Origin of the sequence: Kaistia sp. 32K, from assembly GCF_016629525.1 — a bacterium.
In the GTDB taxonomy this organism is placed as follows: Bacteria; Pseudomonadota; Alphaproteobacteria; order Rhizobiales; family Kaistiaceae; genus Kaistia.
This window is the reverse complement of the sequence record NZ_AP024269.1, coordinates 2808058-2826972: the sequence shown is the minus strand read 5'-3', so window position 1 is coordinate 2826972 and position 18915 is coordinate 2808058. Positions and strand designations below refer to the sequence as shown.

Here is an 18915-nt window from a genome sequence, read left to right as displayed (position 1 = left end):
GTCAAAATCCTGATGGAAGTGAAGTTCGGAAGCTGTTGGGCTGAATGTAGCCGGCGCGGAGTCATCAGCGATAATATTATTTGCATAGGCCACATATCCGTTTTTCTGATATGTGGGACGGAGCGCCGCCTTCCTCCGGCGGAAAGGCCATTAGGCAGAGGCCGCGTTCTCGCCGCCGGGATTCGCGGGCACGGATGATCGAGGTTCGGGAAATTGCGCTTCAGCCTGACACAGCTCACTTACTTCGTGACGGCGGCCAACATTGGCAGCGTCAGTGCCGCGGCCAGAAGGCTCAGCATTTCCCAGCCTTCGATTTCGGCGGCTATCAGCCACCTGGAAGACCTGTTCGGCGCGGCATTGGTAACGCGCCACAACCGGCACGGGATTCGCCTGACGGCCGAGGGAAAGATCGTCTTCGAGCAGGCCCTTAAGCTGCTCGACCAGGCCCAGGACCTCGAGCAGTCTTTGGGCGTCGACCCGCGTTTCGTCGCGGGGAGGGTATCGCTAGGCTGCTTCGACCCGATCGCTTCCTACTATCTCCCGGCGCTGATGCGCCGGCTGACGTTGGAATTTCCCAAACTCGACGTTCAGTATTACTTGAAAGATCAGCCTGAGCTGCATCAGTCCTTGCTCAATAATGATCTGAATCTAGCGATCACATACGATACCGGCATGTGGGAGGACGTGTCGTCGATCACCCTCTGGCATGTCTCGCCCTTTGTCCTGCTTCCGAAGGGCCATAGGCTTTCGGGGCGGCCCGGCGTCAGTCTGGGCGACATCGTCGACGAAGACTACATCCTGATCGACTGGCCGGAGAGCAAGCAGTACCAGCTGTCCCTGTTTACGCGGACCGGGCGCGTGCCCCGCGTCACGCGGTACGCGGCCAATCTGGAGATGTTGCGGGGAATGGTCGCCCACGGACTTGGCGTCGCCATTTCCGTCACGCGGCCCGTCGGTGACATCAGCTACGATGGGGCGCCGCTTGTCTGCATTCCCATTCTGGATTCGGTGCCGCCCCAGCCCGTGGTGCTGTCGTTCGCGAAGAACCGATCCATGACCAGAGCGACCCAGGCCCTGCTCGAGTTCATCGTGAACTACTTCAAGACCGAAGCCTGATACCCGATCCGACGGTAGACGTTTTTGTGCCAGGGGGCGCTTCCTGGACGGCTGATCATCGGAGCTGCCGAGCAGCGCGAGGCCAGGGGAGGGGTTCCTGCTGACGTTTGACCGCGATCGGTCGACAACCAAGGTCGCCCGTAGAGGGGAGCCGGCGCGGGCCGCCAAAATCGCTTTGCTCGTCCGCAGCGTGGGCTTCTGATCCAGATGGAGGGCCCAGGCATGGTCCTCGGGGTGTCGAGCAAGGCCCTCGCGCCCTATAGCGGCCCCACATTGCCACGGGTGCCTCGGGCAGATCCGATGCGGTCCAGCAGCGCCCTCCTGTGGGCGGATTGGGACTAATTAGCGACGCCTTTTACTAAGAAGGGGCCGCCAAAGCCTCTTACGCTGCCCTGATCAAAAGGGAGGCATTCTGCCGAATGTATGCGCCTGGGACCTCATGAGAGCGCCGGAAGCGCCGCTCCGGAAAAGGACGAACCCTGCATCCGCAGAAAGCTTCTTGCCCGAATTGCTGTTGAACAGGCCGTTGCGAAGTTCCTCTTGTCACTACATCCAGCGCGCATGCCGTAGACAAGAACTACATTCAGAATAGGCGACTAAATGTCCATAAATATTGTCCAGGCCCTGAAGCAGGTCTCGACTGCGACAATTACTACGTTTTTGTTCCAGAAGGGGCTCAAGAATGTCTGGATACGGCGCGCCTCGCCGCTGCGTCCGGGCCAGGAGCGTCAAGTTGGTGCTGCTTTTACGCTGCGGTTCGTTCCGGCGCGGGAAGATCTGGCGACGGAAAGCATCTGGAGCGCGCCAATTTCAACCCGGGCCGCTGTTGAGGACATGCCTGCGGGCTGTATCGCGGTTGCGGATACCGGGGGCGTTACACATGCGGGCTCGTTCGGCGATATACTGTGCGCCCGGATGAAGGTGATCGGTGTTTCGGGTTTGGTGACCGATGGAGCGATCCGGGATCGCGATGCCATTGAGGAAATCGGATTCCCGGTGTGGTCCAATGGAGTGTCTTCATCTCCCTCGACGAGCGGACTGACCTTTGTAGACTGGCAGAGACCCATATCGTGCGGTGGTGTTGCTGTCTTTCCCGGCGATTACATCGTTGCCGACGGTGACGGCGCCGTTGTTGTGCCGCCTCGCTATGCGGAGCAGATCGCTGCATCGGGCCCTGACGAGGAGAGGCTGGATCTCTGGGTTCGGGAACAGGTCCTCAGCGGTGCTCGGCTGACAGACATCTATCCGCCGGATGAGGCCGTGCGCGAGCGGTTTAGAGCCTCCGCGACCCGAAACCGCTAGAGGGCGCCCCTCGCCACAGAAAGCACGATCGATCAAGGCCGAACCGATCGTGCGCACGAGGGGGCACCGGCCTGCGCCCGGCCAGATGCCGAGCAAAAAACCACAAAATTGGGAGTCTGTTATGGATCTGGGATTGGGTGGCAAGACTGCCCTCGTGCTTGGTGCCGGTGGCGGCCTTGGCGGCGCGATCGCAAAAACGCTGGCGGAAGAAGGTGCGCGGATTGCCGTCGCGGACATCAACCTGGATGCCGCCGAGAAGACGGCAGCCGACATTCGCGCCAAGGGTGGATCGGCCGCAGCCATCGAATGGGATCTCGCCGATCTCGCGAAAATAGCCCCCAATCTTGCCGAGATAGAAACGAAGTTGGGATCGGTTGATGTGCTTGTAAACATCACCGGCGGCCCGCCGCCCACGCTGGTTTCCGGCCAAAGCGTGGAGAACTGGCGGAAATACTTCGACAGCATGGTCCTGTCGGTCATCGCGATCACAGACGCCGTGCTGCCGAAGATGCGGGAAAACAAGTGGGGTCGCATCATCACGTCGACCTCGTCGGGCGTCATTGCTCCCATCGCCAATCTGGGCCTTTCCAACTCGCTGCGGATGTCGCTGCTGGGTTGGTCGAAGACCCTTGCCGGCGAGGTGGGCAAGGATGGCGTGACGGTCAACGTCATCCTGCCAGGCCGCGTCGCGACGCAGCGCATCACGTTCCTCGATGCGCAAAAGGCGGAGCGCGAAGGCAAGTCCATCGAGGAAGTTGCCGCAGCCAGCACGAGTTCGATTCCCCTCGGTCGCTACGGCGATCCGCAGGAATATGCGGATGTCGTGGCCTTCATGGCGAGCAGCCGCTCCTCCTATCTGACGGGCTCGGTCATCCGCGTGGATGGCGGCCTGATCGCCAGCGTGTGAGACAGGTTGAGGCACGTAATCGGCGTGCGAAGAGAGCGCCCCAATTGGCGCTCTCTAGCAGTGAGCGCTCCTTCGGCTGTCCATCTGGTCCTGAATGAGGGAGCCTGAGTTGCTGCGCCTCAGGGCGGGGCCTTCGTCGGCGGCGCTGTAGTCGAACAGCGGGGGGCGCGTTGGCTGGGTCCCAGCTTCAGCCCTCGCGAAAATCGTCAAAGCCGAGGCGTCGGTAGAGACGCTCCGCTCCGGAGGGATTGTCGGCTTCGACTTTCAGGCACAGTCGCTGCGAGCCTCTCCGTGTGAACACGTTCAGGATGTGCTGGAGCAGAGCCTCGCCCAGACCCTGTCGTCGCCGGCTGGCGTCGACGGCGAGGTTCTTGACGAAGCCGCTGGTCCAGCACTGGGCGAAGGCGATCACGCGTCCCGAAGAATCCAGCACCGGAAACACGAGTGCCGGATCGTATTCCGGATCATTAAGAAGCGCGTTCAGCCAGGACGGATACTCCGGCACCTCGCCGCCGCCCTGGGAGTAGGCGGATCGTAGCAGGCGATGCGAGGCTTCAGCCAGTTGCGGCGTGAACTCGACCAGCCGAGCCCCTTCCGGCCATTCAGGCAGATGCGCCGTGCCGGGTTCCAGCTTCTTGCAGAGATGGAGATAAGGCTTTGCGCTCATTCGAAAGATGTTTCTTTCATCGATAGGAGGGCTGCGCCGGGAGAGGGCAGGCTGCATGGCCGCGTCCCCGTGTAGCCGCACGACGTCATCGCTGGGAAGCGGAGAATGCTCCGCCTGGAGCCGGAGCGGCAGTTTCAGTGTGGGCGAGGGCCGGGGGGGGCGCATCCGTCGCCTCGCGCTGACAGGCGTCGACGAGGTCTCCGTCTCGAGCCGATTTTTCGCGACGGATGTGCCCTTTGGGAAGGTGATTTCGTCCGGATTTGTCCGAACATAGTTGTGCTCAGGATTCGCACATGAACACTGGGCAGCCTGAGGATATTTTATGCAAGTAATTGTATTTGCATGCTAATTTAATTCGCAGAAGTCATTCCAGCTTGACGGCCGCTGGCAAGCAGATAGCGTCTCGGCCGTAAGAGAAATGCCTATCGCCTTTGTGTCGGTCGAATGGCTTTCTCCCGCAAATAGCATCAGGTCGCAGTAACGGGCTTCATGGCGGTCGCCGCCGTGAGCAACGGCTTGGTGTGTCCTTTAGAGAGGAGCAGGCCGTTGTTGCTCGATATCCAGGGCGTGACCACCACCTTCCCGTCTGCATCGGGAACCGTCCGTGCGGTCAATGATGTCAGCTTCACGATCGATCGCGGTGAAGTGGTCGCCGTGGTCGGAGAATCGGGCTCCGGCAAGAGCGTCACGGCGCTGAGCGTGACGCGCCTCGTGCCGCAGCCGCCGGCGGTCATCGAAAAGGGCTCCGCTTTTCTCGACGGGGTCGACATTCTGGCGCTGCCGCCCGCCCAGTTGCGCAAGGTGCTCGGCAAGCGGATCGCGATGCTGTTCCAGAACGCCTATTCGGCGCTGCATCCAATGCGCAGGGTCGGCGACCAGCTGATCGAGACCATCCGGTTCCACCGCAACGTCTCCCGCTACGAGGCCGACAGGATCGGCCGGGCGATCCTGAGCGACATCGGCTTCGCCGATCCGGTGGGGCTGATGCGCTGCTATTCCTATCAGGTGAGCGCCGGCGACGCGCAGCGCGCCATGCTGGCGCTGGCATTGGCGGGCGAGCCGGACCTCCTGATCGCCGACGAGCCGACCTCGCTTCTGGACGCGGTCGCGCAGGACGAGATCCTGATCCAGCTGAAAGAGATCCAGTCCCGCACCGGCATGGCGGTCTGGCTGATCACCCATGATTTCGGCGTGGTCTCGCGTCTCGCCGATCGCGTGGTCGTCATGTATGCCGGCCGCGCCGTGGAAGTGGGGCCGGCGGCCGACCTGCTCGACAGGCCCTATCATCCCTATTCGCGGGGCCTGATCGCCTCCGTGCCCTCCGATGGCGGCCATGGCAGGCTGCGCCAGATCCCGGGCGAAATCCCGGATCTCACCGCGCTCCCGTCCGGATGCTCGTTCCGCCCGCGCTGCGACAAGGCTTCCGATCGCTGCGGGATCCAGCTCCCCGAAACCTATCCGGTAAGCCCAGAGCGAGCGGCGCGCTGCTGGCTCTATGCCGAGGCATAAGGCTGCGATGACAGAGACCCCCACGCTGGTGCGGCTGCGCCAGATCTGCTTCCGCGTCGGCAGCAAGGACATTCTCGAGGACATCGACCTCGAGATACGGGCCGGCGAAACCTTCGGGCTCGTCGGCCCCTCCGGTTCCGGCAAGTCGACCGTCGGCCGCATCATTCTGGGCCTGCTGCGCCAGACCTATGGCGAGGTCTTCTATGACGGCAAGAAGCTGGATTTCCGCTGGCAGGAATCCGGCGCGAAGCGCAGCGAAATCCAGATGATCTTCCAGAATCCGCTGGCCGCCTTCAATCCGCGCCGGCAGATCGGCGAGAGCCTGGAACTGCCGATACGCAATTTCGGCGTCACCCAGCGCGGCGAGATGCGCGATCGCATCGCTGAGACGCTGACCCAGGTCGGACTCGATCCGCGTTTCGCCATGCGTTACCCGCACGAGCTTTCCGGCGGCCAGTGCCAGCGCGCCGGCATCGCCCGCGCGCTGGTGTCCCGTCCGCGCTTCATCTTCCTCGACGAGCCGCTTTCGGCGCTCGATGTCTCGGTCCAGGCGCAGGTCGCCAACCTGCTCAAGGACCTGCAGGCCTCGCTGGGGCTGACCTACCTGTTCGTGGCGAACAATCTGCTCATGGGTCGCTACATGAGCGACCGCGTCGCAGTCCTGGACAAGGGCCGCGTCATCGAGAGCGGCGCGGTCGATCAGATCTTCGAGCAGCCCGAACATCCCTTCACGCGCCGTCTCATCAACGCCTCGCTCTCGGCGAGGCACCATTCCTCACATCCACTGTGACAACAGGAGCGTCACAACAATGTTGGGCAAGTCGCTACTCAGAACTGTCATGCTCGCCAGTGCGTTGCTGTTGTCGGCGGCGCCGGTGTCCCTGCTGCGCGCCGAGGAGCCGAAGCCCGGCGGAAGCCTCATCATCGGCGCCGAGACCGATATCGGCACGCGCGATCCCGCCGTGAGCGAATCCGGCGCGGCCGCCCGCGTCAACCAGCTGGTCTTCGAAGGGCTCGTCGCCCGCGACTACACGGTCGACACCAAGGGCGCGCCGCCGCCGATCATCCCCGTTCTCGCCACCAGCTGGGACGTCAGCGACGACGGGCTGCAATACACCTTTCACCTGCGCCCGGGCGTGAAGTTTCACGATGGCACGCCGTTCAACGCCGATGCGGTCGTGTTCAACGTCCGCCGCGTCTGGGATCCGAAGTTCGAGTTCTACAATTCGCGTGGCGCCGGCATTCCGCAGTTCCGCTATCTGTATCTGAAGGGCATCGAGGCCAAGGACGACGCGACTGTCGTCTTCACGCTGTCGCAGCGCAACGCCTTCTTCATCGACCAGCTGGCCGAAGGCGCGTCGCCGGGCCTGCCGACGATCGCCAGCCCGACCTCGATCAAGACCTACGGCAATGACGATGTCGGCAATCATCCGGCCGGGACGGGTCCGTTCAAGGTCACGGAGCAGGTCAAGGGCGAATACATCACGCTCGACAAGAACCCGGACTACTGGAACAAGCCTTACCCCTATCTCGACCAACTGATCTTCCGCCAGATTCCGGATTCGACGACGCGGGTGAACGCGCTTCGCGCCGGCGAGGTGGATCTGATCATCTCGGTTCCGCCTGACGACGTCGAACCCTTGAAGGGCGAAGGCTACACCGTCGCCATGGGGCCGCTGCCGCATATCTGGTACGTCGACTTCAACGCCAAGACCGGACCTTTCGCCAACCAGAAGGTGCGCCAGGCCGTCTCCATGGCGATCGACAAGGAGGGCATGGCCCGCGAGCTGCTGCGCGGCACCGCGAAGCCGTCCTTCTCCATGGTCTCCTCCTCGTCGCCCGCCTACGACCCGAACTGGAAGGAGCCCTATCCGTATGACCCCGTGAAGGCCAAGGCGCTGCTCGCCGAGGCGGGTTATCCGGACGGGTTCAAGACGGTCTACGAGGAATCCACCTCCGGTTCCGGCCAGATCATGCCGGTCCAGATGGCGGAATGGATCCAGCGCGACCTGCGCAAGATCGGCGTCGACGTCACGCTCCAGACCTATGAGTGGAACACCTATCTCGGCCGCTGGCTCAAGGGCCTCGAGGACAATGTCGGAATGAACCAGCAGTCGTGGGGATCGAATTCCGACTTCTGGCTGCAGGTTCCGCTGCAGAGCAAGTCCTGGGGCAATTCCGGCCACGTCAACGATGCCGAAGTCGACACCATGCTGACCGGCATGATCGGCGCCACGGACCAGAAGGCCCGCATCGACCTGGCCCGCAAGCTGGCCGAGCGCGACATGGAGCAGGCCTACCACCTGCCGGTGGTGAGCGACATGGGCGCCTATGCGATGGCGAGCAAGGTCAAGGGCTTCATCCGGGCGGCGGACTGGATCGAATCCTACAACACCATCTGGATCTCCGAGTAAGCGAGCGGGGCAGGCCGGATGGCCTGCCCTTTTTTCCGGATTGATCGACTTGTTTCTGGAAAGCGAGGCAGACGCATGCTCCGGTTCATCGCCAATCGGCTGATCGTCGTTCCCTTCATCCTCTTCGGCATGTCGCTGCTGGTCTTCTTCCTGATGCGGCTGATCCCGGGCGATGCGGCGGCGGTCCTGCTCGGACCTTATGCGATGCCCGAAGCCGTCGCCGAACTCCGGCGCGGCCTCGGCCTCGATCTGCCGGCGGTCCAGCAATACGGGATCTGGCTCAAGCACGTGATCGTCGGCGATTTCGGCCGCTCGATCTCGTTCAGCATGCCGGTGCTCGACGTCCTCGTGCCGCGGGCGCTGAACAGCCTGCTCCTGACGCTCGCCGCCTTCCTGATCGCCTCCGTCTTCGGCATCGGGCTCGGCGTGCTCGCCGCCGTGAAGCAGAACAGCCGGATCGACAAGATCTCGGTGACCGGCTCGCTGCTTTTGGCCAATGCGCCGCCCTTTTGGCTGGGCTTTCTGCTCGCGATCTATTTCGCCCTGCATCTGAAGCTGCTGCCATCCTCAGGAATGACGGTGATCGGCAGGCCGTCCGGTCCGCTGGTGATCCTCAGCCACTTGATCCTGCCGGCGGTGACGGCGGCGCTCATTCCGCTCGCGGTCATCCTCCGGCTCACCCGCGCCGCCATGATCGACATCCTGAAGCAGCAATATGTGACGGCGGCCCGCGCCCGCGGCTTTTCCGAATGGCGCGTGATCACCGGCTATGCCCTGCGCAACGCCATGCCCGGCATCGTCAACATCTGCGGCCTGCAGCTCGGCTATCTCTTCGGCACTGCGCTGTTCAGCGAAGTGGTCTTCAACTGGCCGGGCATCGGCCAGCTCATGTACAACTCGATCATTTCCCGCGACGTGCCGGTGATCCAGGCCGTCGTGCTGTGCGTCGGCGCCTTGTTCGTCCTCGTCAATTTCATCTCCGACATCACCCAGGCAGCGTTGGACCCGCGCGTGCGCGCCTAGCCGCGCCCGAGCCGTCCGCATCCGACAGGAGACCTCCATGACAGACGCCGCCGTCGACACGGCCGATGTTGTCCCGCAGGCGCAAGGCGCCACGCATCAGTCGCAGGCGGTTCTCGCCTGGAGAACCTTTACCAGGGACCGCATCGCCACGATCAGCCTCGTCATGATCGCGATCGTCTCGCTGGTCGCGATCCTGGCGCCCTGGATCGCGCCCTATGATCCCTACAGCGCCGGCGACCAGGTGCGGCGCTTGCTGCCACCCTTCTCCGAAGGCCATCTCCTCGGAACGGACGGGCAGGGCCGCGATATATTGAGCCGGCTGATCTGGGGCGGCCGCGTCTCGCTGCCGATCGGCATTTTGCCGCCGCTGGCGACGGCGATCGTGGCGCTGACGCTCGGCATCACGGCCGGCTTCTTCGGCGGGCGCGTCGCCGCCATCATCATGCGGCCGCTCGACGTGCTCTTCGCCTTCCCGATGGTGCTTCTGGCCGTCGCGGTATCGGCGGTGCTCGGGCCGGGCGTCGTCAACATCATGCTGTCGATGTCGATCGTGATGATCCCGTACTTCACGCGGGTCGTCTATATCGAGGCGGCGTCCATCCGGAACCGCGACTATATCGACGCGGCGCGTGTCGCCGGCAGCTCGACGGGGCAGATCCTGTTCCAGGAGGTCCTGCCCAACGTGCTGGCGCCGGTGCTCACCTATGCCACCACGGCCATCGGTTCGATGATCGTCTTTGCCTCCGGGCTGTCCTTCCTCGGGCTCGGCGTGCAGCCGCCGATCTCGGACTGGGGCATCATGTCGTCGGACGGGCTGAAGGTGCTGGGCGGCAGCCCGCATGTGGCCACCATACCCGGCATCATCATCGTCATCGTCGCGCTCTCCTTCAACTTCGTCGGCGACGGCATCCGCGATGCTATGGACCCGCGCCAGCGCACCATCATGAAGCGCTGACCCATGCACGCGCCACTCCGGCGGCGGGACGATAGATGGGCCGTCCTGACCGCCGTCAGCATCACCTTCAGCCTGACGATCCTCAACGTCACCATCGTCAACGTGGCGATGGCCGATATCCGTCAGGCGCTCGGCGCGACGATGGAATCGCTGCAATGGATGACGACGGTCTATCTGATGATCTTCGCCAGCCTGCTGGTGGCCGGCGGTTTCATCGCCGACCGCCTGGGCCCGGCCTTGCTGTTCATGATCGGCACGGCGGTGTTCGTCGCGGCCTCGCTGGTCGGCGGGCTCGCGGAGAGCATCGGCTGGCTGATGATCGGCCGGATCGGGCAGGGCATCGGCGCGGCGCTGGCGGTGCCGACGTCACTGACGCTGATCAAGCAGAGCTTCCCCCACGGTCCCGAGCAGGCGCGCGCCATCAGTCTCTGGATCGGTTGCTCCAGCCTGTCGCTGGCGGTCGGGATGTATCTCGGCGGCGCGCTGGTGGAATGGCTCGGCTGGCAGAGCATCTTCTTCCTCAACCTGCCGGTCGGGCTCGCCGCGCTTCTGCTCGGGCGAGCCCTGTGGCGGGACCAATTGGCCGGCCCCCGGGACCGCATCTCGGAGCTCAGGCAGCTGGACGTGCCGGGGCTGGTGCTCTCGATCGTCGCGCTGGCCACCCTGACCTGGACCTGCATCGAACTGGGGGCAGGGCTGGCGAGCCGTACCTTCCTCGTCTCGCTCGGCGCCTTCCTCGCCGCCGCCACGGCCTTCCTGCTCGTCGAGCGCCGCAGCGCCAACCCGCTGATGCCCCTGACGCTGATCCGGCAATCCGACGTCTGGCGTGGCTGCCTGTCCGGCATCCTCGTCAGCTTCTGCTTCTACGGCCTGCTGTTCTTCCTCGGCGTGTTCTTCCAGTTCCAGCTCGGTTATTCGCCCAGCCAGACCGGTCTCGCCTTCCTGCCGATGACCGGCACCACCGTCTTCGGAAACATGATCGGCGGGCAGCTGACGGTCACCCAGGGGCCGCATCGCACCATTTCGATCGGCGCCGCGATGGGCCTGTCGGGGACCCTTGCCTCGATCCCGGGCCTGAGCGAAGGCGTCGCCATTTACGCCTGCCTGGCCCTGATCGGCCTCGGCGTGGCGATCGCGGTGCCGGCCATGACCTTCCTGGTGGTGCGCCGCACGGGCTCCGGCATGGCGAGCCTCGTATCCGGGCTGCTGAACACCACGCGCCAGATCGGCGCCGTGCTCGGCATCGGCCTCTTCGGCGCCTTAGCCAATCTCTACCAGGGGCATCTCGACGATGCGTTTCCGATCGTCCTCGGCATGTCGGGATTGGCCTTCGCCGTCTGCCTGATCATCAACGCCGAGCCGCTTGCGAAAATCAGGATCCGTTAGTTCCCCCAAACCCGGCCTGGCCCGTGAGGAGTGACCATGAAGAGACCGGCATTCGATATGACCGTCGAAGCAATGCAGGCGCTGGCCCGCCTGTTCGAGATCAACCTCGAAGGCCTCGACGAGGCCGCGCTGACGGAGCAACTCCGGGGCGGCTTCGAGGGGCTGGCCGACCTGCGCAAGATCGAGACGGACGGCGTCGAGCCCTTCGTGGTCTTCCCGATCGATCGGGTGCAGGCATGAGCGCGGCGCTGTCCGACGAGCAGCTGGCCTTCCTGCCGCTCGGCGAGCTCGCCGCCCGGATCTCCGATGGCGAGGTGACTTCCGTTCGGGTGACGGAGCTCATGCTGTCGCGGATCGCCGCCCACAATCCGCAGCTGAACTGCTACATCACCGTCTGCACCGAGGCCGCGCTGGCGCAGGCGAGGGCGATGGACGCCTTGCGCGCCGAGGGCATTCGCCTCGGTCCGCTGCACGGCGTGCCGATCGCGATCAAGGACAACATGGAAACCGCCGGCGTGCGCACGACCGGCGGTTCCCCGCTCTATGCCGACCATGTTCCCGAGCGCGATTCCACCGTGGTCGAACGGCTCCGCCGCGCCGGCGCAGTGATCCTCGGCAAGCTCAACATGTACGAACTGGCCTTTGGCGGCGTGCATCCGGATTTCGGCGAGACCCGCAATCCCTGGAACCTCGAGCGGTCCTGCGGCGCTTCCAGCAGCGGCTCCGGCTCGGCCGTCGCGGCGGGCCTCGCCTATGCGGCGCTCGGCTCCGATACCGGCGGCTCGATCCGGTTGCCGGCCGCCGCCTGCGGCATCGTGGGCCTCAAGGCGACCTATGGCGTGGTCAGCCGGGCAGGGGTGCTGCCGGCCGGCTATAGCCTCGATCATGTCGGCCCGATGACCCGCACGGTGACTGATGCCGCGATCCTGATGCAGGTGCTGGCCGGGCCCGATCCGCGCGATCCCGCCGGCAGCGAGCGGCCCGCGTCCGACTATCTCTCTGGCATCGAGCTCGGCATCGACGGCCTGCGCATCGGCGTCCCGCGCCGGCAGGCGAACGAGCGCATCGGGCAGGAGATGCTCGCCGCCTTCCATGCAAGCCTCAACCTGCTGCGGCGGGCGGGCGCCCGCCTGGTCGAGATCGAGCTTCCCGATCATCTGGCCTCGCGCAGCCTGATGTGGGCGATCGCCGCCTCGGAGCTTGCCGAAGGGCATAGTGACTCTCTGCGCGAGCGCCCGAACGATTATTCGCCGCGGGTTCGCGGCCTGATCACCCAGGGCGCCTTCCTGCCCGCGACCGAATACATCCACGCCCAGCGCGTCCGCCAGACGATCGCGCGGAGCTATGCCGAAATCATGCAGAGCGTCGATCTGATCGCGATGCCGGTCGTGCCCTTCCCGGCCTGGCGGGTGGGCGATGAGGACGTCACCTATGACAACGTCACGGAAAACCTGATGAGCGGCATGACGCGCTATTGTCCGCCGTTCAATATCACAGGCCAGCCGGCGATCGCCCTGCCGGCGGGCTTCGATTCCGTCGGCCTGCCGCTCTCGTTCCAGATTGCCGGGCGCCTGCACGAGGACGCGCTGGTGCTGCGCGCCGCGCGGGCGTTCGAAAGGCTGGCTGGTCCGCATCCCAATCCGGTCCTGCCGCCCGTCGCCGCCTGAGCCGAAGTACCAAAAGAAAAGCCCTGCGGAGGAGGCTCTCCGCAGGGCTATTGGTTTCGCTTACCGGCCGCTGGATGGCGCGACCGACAGCCTGCCGGAGAGGCTAGGCCGCCGCGATCTCGTTCGCGCCGGTGATCAGGCGGATCACTTCTTCCGGTGTGGTCGTCGCCGTCTTTCGGCTGCCGGCGACGCGGCCGCGCCGCATGATCCAGACCGTCTCGCAGAGCTCGAACACCTGCCGCAGATTATGGCTGATGATCAGAACCGCCATGCCCTGTTCCTTCAGCCGCTTGATGATGTCCTCGACATGCTTCGTCTCCTGCACACCGAGGGCCGCCGTCGGCTCGTCCATGATGACGAGGCGCGAGCCCCAGCCGACGGCGCGGGCGATCGCCACCGTCTGGCGCTGGCCGCCCGAGAGGTTGAGCACGGCGTCGCCGAGGCGAGGGATGTGAACGCCGGTTCTCGCCAGCAGCTCTACCGCCTTCTTCTTCATCCGGTCGTGCGCCAGCAGGCTCAGCGGGCCGAGGCGAAGCCTGAATTCTTCTCGTCCCAGAAACAAATTGGAGGCCACGTCGAGGTGATCGGCCAGCGCGAGGTTCTGATAGACGGTCTCGATCCCGACCTTCCGCGCATCGACCGGCGACGCGAACTGGCAGTCCTGCCCGTCGAACCGGAGGGTTCCGCTGTCGGGCCGGATCGCGCCGGTGAGCGCCCGGACCAGGGTCGACTTGCCGGCGCCATTGTCGCCGACGAGGGCGACGTGCTCGCCGGGGCGGATGGAGAAGTTGACCCCGTCAAGGGCGGCGACGCCGCCATAGTGCTTGCTGATCCCCCGTGCATCGAGAAGCAATTCATCCGCGCCGGGCTTGGCGCCATGACCTTCACGCACGCTTGTCTGAAGCTCCATAACCAACCTCCCTTAAGACCGGCTGAAGCGGCGCACGCGGAGCACATCCAGCCCGACCGCGACGAGAATGACGATGCCGAGCGTCATCAACTGGATGAAGGGCGAGATCTGCAGAAGGTCCATGCCGTTCCGGATGGTCGCCATCAGCACGGCACCGAGCAGGGCGCCCCAGATGCTGCCGCGACCGCCGAACAGCGACGTGCCGCCGAGGACGACCGCCGCGATCGCATCGAGCTCGAGGCCCTGGGCGATTGTGCCGCCGGAACTGTCGAGGCGACCGATCAGGACGATCGCGGCGAGACCCGAGCTCAGGCCGCCGATGAAGAAGGCCGCCATCTTGTACGGGGTGACGCGAATGCCGGCGAGGCGGGCGGCGTCCTCGTTGCTGCCGATGGCATAGATGTAGCGCCCGAGCTTCGTGTGCTTGAGGACGAACGCCATGATCACGAAGTAGGCCAGCATGATGATGACCGGCACGGGAACGAACCCGATTTCGCCGCGGCCGAGGAAGGCGATCGCATCCGGCATGGGCGAGGAATCGAAACCGCCGGTCAGCTGCAGCCCCAGTCCACGCCAGAGCGAGAGGCCGGCCAGCGTGACGATGAAGGCGGGCAGGCGGAACACCGCCACGAGGAAGCCGTTGAACAGGCCGACCGCGCCGCCGATTGAGATGGCGAGCCCGATCGCCAGATAGGGATCAAGCCCGGTTGAGACCATCAGCATGCCGACGACGGCGCCGGCAAGTGCGGTGACCGACGCCGTCGCGAGGTCGATCTGACCCGTCAGGATGACGAATGTCTGTCCGCCGGCCAGGATGGCGACGACGGCGGTCTGGACCAAGATCGTGAGAAGGTTGTCCGACGTAAGGAAATACGGCGAGGCGAAGCTGAGCAGCGCAACGACCAGAACCACGCCGCAGCCCGCACCGAGCCAATCCATTTTCAGCAGGCGATTGATGCTGAGGGCGAACGCAGGCTTCTGCGTCTGACCGCGCGTGTGAACGGCAGTATTCATGATACGACCCTAATCCTGAAGTGAAGGTGATCAGTTGGGGCCGGCGCGTGCGCCGGCCCGTCCGTCGGCCGCTCAGAGCGAGCCGAGGTGGTTATCCTGAACGTACTTCTCCAGGTTTTCCGGGACGACCACGGCGTGGCCGGTGTCGATGCGCTCCTCGATCTTCTCGCCGCGAGCGGCCTTGATCGCCGCGGTGACGCCCTTGAAGCCCTGCAGATAGAGCAGCTGGGCGATATCGGCCTGGACCCAGCCGAGCTTCATCTGCTTGAGCGCGTCCGGAGCGCCGTCGAAACCGACGACCTTGATGTCGCCGGCCTTCTTGCGGGCGGCCTTCAGCGCGGCGATCGAGCCCATCGTGCCGCCGTCCCAGGCGTTCGCGATGACCGTGACTTCCGGATGCGCGCGCAGCAGGGCCTCGACGCCGTTCTGCGCTTCGGTCTGGTCCCACTTCGTCTGGACTTCGTAGACCGTGGCGTTGGGCTTCAGCTCCTTGAGCGTGTTCACGAAGCCATCGCGACGATCGCGGCCCGTCGACTGGGCGACGGAGCCGTTGACCAGGATCAGGCTGCCCTTGTCGTCGATGTTCTCCGAGACCCATTTGGCCTGAGCCTTGGCGGCGGCCAGATTGTCGGTCGCCACGAAGCTGGTGACATCGGCGCCATAGATCGCGGTATCGATCGCGACGACCGGGATCTTGCGTTCGAGCGCCTTCTTGACGGCAGGGGTCACGCCGGACGAGTCAGCCGGCGCGATCGCCAGCGCGTTCACCTTGCGATTGATCATGTTCTCGATGGTGGCCAGCTGGCCACCAAGATCGTTGGCAGCCGATGGGCCGACGGTGATCAGCTCGACGCCCGCCTCCTTCGCGGCGTCAGCGGCGCCCTTGTTGATCAGAATCCAACCCTGGTTGGTCGCCGACTTGGTGACATATCCGACCGTCAGATCGGCCGCGAAGGCGGCCGTTGACGAGGCCAGCGCAACGGCAGCGGCAATCGAAATCCGCTGCAGGTAGTTGGCAAGCCTAGGGTGCGCTCCAGTTCCCATTCGATCCTCCCGAAAATGGAATTCGCCGGTCGTGGCGCGTCCGATTTTCAGGGCCCTCTCAGCCAATCGAACGTCCATCAGCCAGCATGGATTAGCGGACAATGGACCTGTATGTCAACGTGGACATACGCTGTTGTCTGAAGCTAACGGCAAAGATCGCTGTCTTTCCTGGGCCGGAATGGCGTTCATGGCTCGGCCGGGAATCGCGGCGAAATTGTTCGAATGCCTAACATTATCGGTGATTTAGGGGCCTGTCTCATGGACCCCGTCCCGGGGCGAGGGAAGGGGCTGGCCTCTCAACAGATTCTGTCGGGGTGATCAAAATGACTACGTTGACATACGGCGTTCGGGACCCTAGCTTGGCGTTAACGGCTCGGATGCGGGCCAAGGCTTGGGAGGGTTGTCCGTTCCATCGCGGCTTTTGCCGATGGATCTAGGGGCGAACTCCGTTTCTGGAACTGTGGGAGGCACAGGATGAGCGTGGCGCAGGTATGGGATCCGTTTGACGAGGCGTTCATCCAGGATCCGTGGCCGGCCTACCGCAGATTGCGCGAGGAATATCCGGTCTACTTCAATGAGGAGCGGAACTTTTACGCGCTGTCTCGCTATGATGATGTCGTCGAGGCCAATCGTGACTGGCAGACCTACAGCAGCGCGGAAGGTGTCGATCTCGACAATACCGGCAGCATCTTTTTCGGGGACGGCAACATCGTCGAATCCGATCCGCCCTCGCACGACATGCTGCGTTCGGTCCTCAAGGATCATCTGACGCCCACCTTCATCCGCAATCAGGAAGAGGACGTCATCCGCCGCGTCGATGGGCTGGTCGAGGAGCTGCGCGACCAGCGGCACGTCGATTTCGCGACGGCTTTCGCCACCCGGCTTCCGCTCGGCGTCATCAACGATCTCCTCGGCGTCGATCCGGACAATCGCGATTGGGTCTACCAGCGTTTCCTGGACATGTTCGTCCGTGAATCCGGCAGCGAAGCGATCCCGGAATCCGCGCTCCAGGCGGCGCGCGAAGTTCGCGGCATGCTGGCCGACGAGCTGGCGCTGCGCCGCAAGACACCGCGCGGGGATCTGCTGACCACGATTTCGCAGGGTGAGATCGACGGGCGGCCCCTGACCGAGCTCGAGCAGGTCGGCATGAGCACTCTGGTCATCGCCGCCGGCATCTCGACCACGAAGAACCTTCTGACCAACATCTTCTGGTATCTGGCGCAAGATCCCGATCTGCGGGCCGAGGTGCAGGCCGCCAGCGCCGCGCCGGTGAACGCGATCGAGGAATTCCTCCGCTATGACGGGCCGATCCAGAATTCGACCCGCGTTTCGACCCGCGACGTCGAGCTGCACGGCACGCATATTCCGAAGGGCTCGCGCGTGACGCTCGTCTATGGCTCGGCCAATCGGGATGCCAACCGCTTCGACGATCCCGACCGTATCGATATCGGCCGCAGGATCGGCAAGCACATGGCGTTCGGAGGCGGCATCCATCTCTGCATCGGCGCGCCGCTCGCTCGCCTCGAGGCGAAGGTCGTGCTGCAGCGGGCGCTGCCGAGCTTCGGCGCGTTCCGTCTCGCCGGAAAGCCGGAGCGGACCCTCAAGATGAACGAGCGCGGTTTCGAGACCCTGCCGCTCGAATTCGATCCCGCCTGACGCGTGGGACTTTGGGAGCGCACAATGTCCAATCCCATTGACGAGGGAGGTTCGCGCCGGAGCGTCGCCGTTGTCGGATCGGGCCCTGCCGGTTGCTACCTGGCCCAGTTCGTCCGCAAGGCCGCCCCCGACGTCGAGATCGTGGTCTTCGATCGGCTGCCCGTGCCCTATGGGCTCGTCCGATATGGCGTCGCGGCGGACCATCAGGGCACCAAGGCGGTGACCCGGCAGTTCGACCGGCAATTCGAGCGCGAGGACGTGGTCTTCGCCGGAAATATCGAGATCGGCCGCGATCTTTCGCTCGAGGAACTCCGGTCGCGCTTCGACGTCGTCGTCCTGGCGACCGGTCTCTACGAGGACCGTCCGCTTGGCTTCGCCGGAGACGATCATCCGAGCATCTACGGCGCCGGCAAGGTCACGCGGCTGCTGAACGCGCATCCGGGCGAGGCCGCGCGCTCCGTCCACCTCGGAGGCTCGTGCGTCATTGTCGGCAACGGCAATGTCGCGATCGATGTCCTGCGGTTGCTGGTTCGGCCCGAGAGCGGCTTCGTCGATACCGACATCGATGACGAGGCCCGGGCCCATCTGGTTTCCGCGCCGCTTCGGCATGTGGACATCGTCGGCCGGTCGCCGGCCGGCAGTGCCCGCTTCGACACGTCGTTGATCCGCGAATTCCAGGCGATCGAGGGCGTCCGCTTCGAAGTGCGCGATCTCGACGACGCGGACGGCGGATCGGAAGGCGCGAACGGTAAGCTGGAGGCTCTCCGGCAACTGTCGGCGCAGTCGGGGGCGCAAGACGCGACCGTCACGGTCACCTTCCATTTCGGCTGGGCGCCGCTCGGCGTCAACCTCGAGGGCGATACCCTGCGCGGGATCCGCTTCGGCGGCAGCGACGGCAAGGGAGGCCGCCTGGAGCTCGAGGCCGACAGCGTCATCACCGCCATCGGCTTCAAGCCGCGGCAGGCGGTCTCCGGCGATCAGGGTTTCGCCTTGCCGGATGTCGCCGATCCGGAGACCGGGCGGATCGAGGCAGGGCTCTACTGCACCGGATGGTTCCGGCGCGGGCCGACCGGCACGATCCCGGAAAACCGCAACGATGCACGGTCGGTCGCCGCGGCGGTCGTTGCCGAGCTTGCGACGAGCGCTGAGGCGGCCAAGGGGGGATTTGCGCGACTGCCGGACGCCGTCATCGGCAAGGCGATTTCCTTCGAGGGCTGGCAGGCGATCGACGCCTTCGAGAAGACCGCCGCGCCGCCGAACCGGCGCCGTCGCAAGATCCGTGAACACGAAAAGCTCGTCGAGATCGCGCTGAAGCAGCGCCTTGACCTGCCAGAGGGAGGCTAGT

The 18915-nt window shown here is 64.6% G+C and carries 17 protein-coding genes; 13 read left to right on the top strand and 4 right to left on the bottom strand.

Going from position 1 to position 18915, the window contains the following annotated elements; genetic code table 11:
- The first annotated feature begins 213 nt into the window (after positions 1 to 213).
- The 3 genes from K32_RS12975 to K32_RS12965 all read left to right on the top strand — a co-directional run bounded on the left by K32_RS12975 (position 214) and on the right by K32_RS12965 (position 3325).
- Positions 214 to 1116, top strand: a complete 903-nt coding sequence (locus K32_RS12975) for a LysR family transcriptional regulator (RefSeq protein ID WP_201399945.1) — start codon at positions 214 to 216, stop codon at positions 1114 to 1116.
- Between the two features lie 600 nt (positions 1117 to 1716).
- Positions 1717 to 2418 carry a ribonuclease activity regulator RraA gene (locus tag K32_RS12970; protein ID WP_201399944.1) on the top strand — a complete coding sequence of 234 codons (702 nt, stop codon included), beginning with the start codon at positions 1717 to 1719 and terminating at the stop codon, positions 2416 to 2418.
- A gap of 121 nt (positions 2419 to 2539) precedes the next feature.
- Positions 2540 to 3325, top strand: a complete 786-nt coding sequence (locus K32_RS12965) for an SDR family oxidoreductase (RefSeq protein WP_201399943.1) — start codon at positions 2540 to 2542, stop codon at positions 3323 to 3325.
- A 187-nt stretch (positions 3326 to 3512) separates the two neighbouring features.
- Here the strand turns inward: K32_RS12965 and K32_RS12960 are convergent, their stop codons facing one another.
- Positions 3513 to 4049, bottom strand: a complete 537-nt coding sequence (locus K32_RS12960) for an N-acetyltransferase (RefSeq protein WP_244669484.1) — start codon at positions 4047 to 4049, stop codon at positions 3513 to 3515.
- 489 nt (positions 4050 to 4538) lie between these two features.
- Here K32_RS12960 and K32_RS12955 point away from each other — a divergent pair, with 489 nt between their 5' ends.
- From K32_RS12955 to K32_RS12920, 8 genes are all read left to right on the top strand, one after another.
- Complete coding sequence (locus tag K32_RS12955) at positions 4539 to 5501, top strand: ABC transporter ATP-binding protein (protein WP_201399942.1); 963 nt, start codon at positions 4539 to 4541, stop codon at positions 5499 to 5501.
- A 7-nt stretch (positions 5502 to 5508) separates the two neighbouring features.
- Positions 5509 to 6291 (top strand): ABC transporter ATP-binding protein, encoded by a 783-nt coding sequence (locus tag K32_RS12950; protein ID WP_201399941.1) that lies wholly within the window; start codon positions 5509 to 5511, stop codon positions 6289 to 6291.
- 19 nt (positions 6292 to 6310) lie between these two features.
- Positions 6311 to 7915, top strand: coding sequence for an ABC transporter substrate-binding protein (locus tag K32_RS12945; RefSeq protein WP_201399940.1), 1605 nt, complete (start codon positions 6311 to 6313; stop codon positions 7913 to 7915).
- A 75-nt stretch (positions 7916 to 7990) separates the two neighbouring features.
- A complete protein-coding gene (locus K32_RS12940; RefSeq protein WP_201399939.1) occupies positions 7991 to 8938 on the top strand; it encodes an ABC transporter permease in 948 nt (315 codons plus the stop codon).
- Between the two features lie 37 nt (positions 8939 to 8975).
- The gene (locus tag K32_RS12935; RefSeq protein WP_201399938.1) at positions 8976 to 9893 is read left to right on the top strand and encodes an ABC transporter permease; all 918 of its coding nucleotides are present in this window, start codon (positions 8976 to 8978) and stop codon (positions 9891 to 9893) included.
- 3 nt (positions 9894 to 9896) lie between these two features.
- Positions 9897 to 11279, top strand: coding sequence for an MFS transporter (locus tag K32_RS12930; RefSeq protein ID WP_201399937.1), 1383 nt, complete (start codon positions 9897 to 9899; stop codon positions 11277 to 11279).
- 36 nt (positions 11280 to 11315) lie between these two features.
- Positions 11316 to 11519 carry a hypothetical protein gene (locus K32_RS12925; protein WP_201399936.1) on the top strand — a complete coding sequence of 68 codons (204 nt, stop codon included), beginning with the start codon at positions 11316 to 11318 and terminating at the stop codon, positions 11517 to 11519.
- Positions 11516 to 12946 carry an amidase gene (locus K32_RS12920; protein ID WP_201399935.1) on the top strand — a complete coding sequence of 477 codons (1431 nt, stop codon included), beginning with the start codon at positions 11516 to 11518 and terminating at the stop codon, positions 12944 to 12946. Before K32_RS12925 ends, K32_RS12920 begins: the two co-directional genes overlap by 4 nt.
- 103 nt (positions 12947 to 13049) lie before the next feature.
- Here K32_RS12920 and K32_RS12915 read toward each other — a convergent pair whose 3' ends face one another.
- The 3 genes from K32_RS12915 to K32_RS12905 all read right to left on the bottom strand — a co-directional run bounded on the left by K32_RS12915 (position 13050) and on the right by K32_RS12905 (position 15914).
- Positions 13050 to 13856 (bottom strand): ATP-binding cassette domain-containing protein, encoded by an 807-nt coding sequence (locus K32_RS12915; RefSeq protein WP_201399934.1) that lies wholly within the window; start codon positions 13854 to 13856, stop codon positions 13050 to 13052.
- 12 nt (positions 13857 to 13868) lie between these two features.
- Complete coding sequence (locus tag K32_RS12910) at positions 13869 to 14870, bottom strand: ABC transporter permease (protein ID WP_201399933.1); 1002 nt, start codon at positions 14868 to 14870, stop codon at positions 13869 to 13871.
- 72 nt (positions 14871 to 14942) lie between these two features.
- Entirely contained in the window at positions 14943 to 15914 is a 972-nt protein-coding gene (locus tag K32_RS12905; protein WP_201399932.1) for a sugar ABC transporter substrate-binding protein, read from the bottom strand.
- 474 nt (positions 15915 to 16388) lie between these two features.
- Between K32_RS12905 and K32_RS12900 the strand changes: the two genes are divergently transcribed.
- Together K32_RS12900 and K32_RS12895 are read left to right on the top strand one after the other, a co-directional pair.
- Positions 16389 to 17570: a cytochrome P450 gene (locus K32_RS12900; protein ID WP_201399931.1), complete on the top strand. Its 1182-nt coding sequence runs from the start codon at positions 16389 to 16391 to the stop codon at positions 17568 to 17570.
- A 24-nt stretch (positions 17571 to 17594) separates the two neighbouring features.
- Positions 17595 to 18914: an FAD-dependent oxidoreductase gene (locus tag K32_RS12895; protein ID WP_201399930.1), complete on the top strand. Its 1320-nt coding sequence runs from the start codon at positions 17595 to 17597 to the stop codon at positions 18912 to 18914.
- Position 18915: the final 1 nt, after the last annotated feature.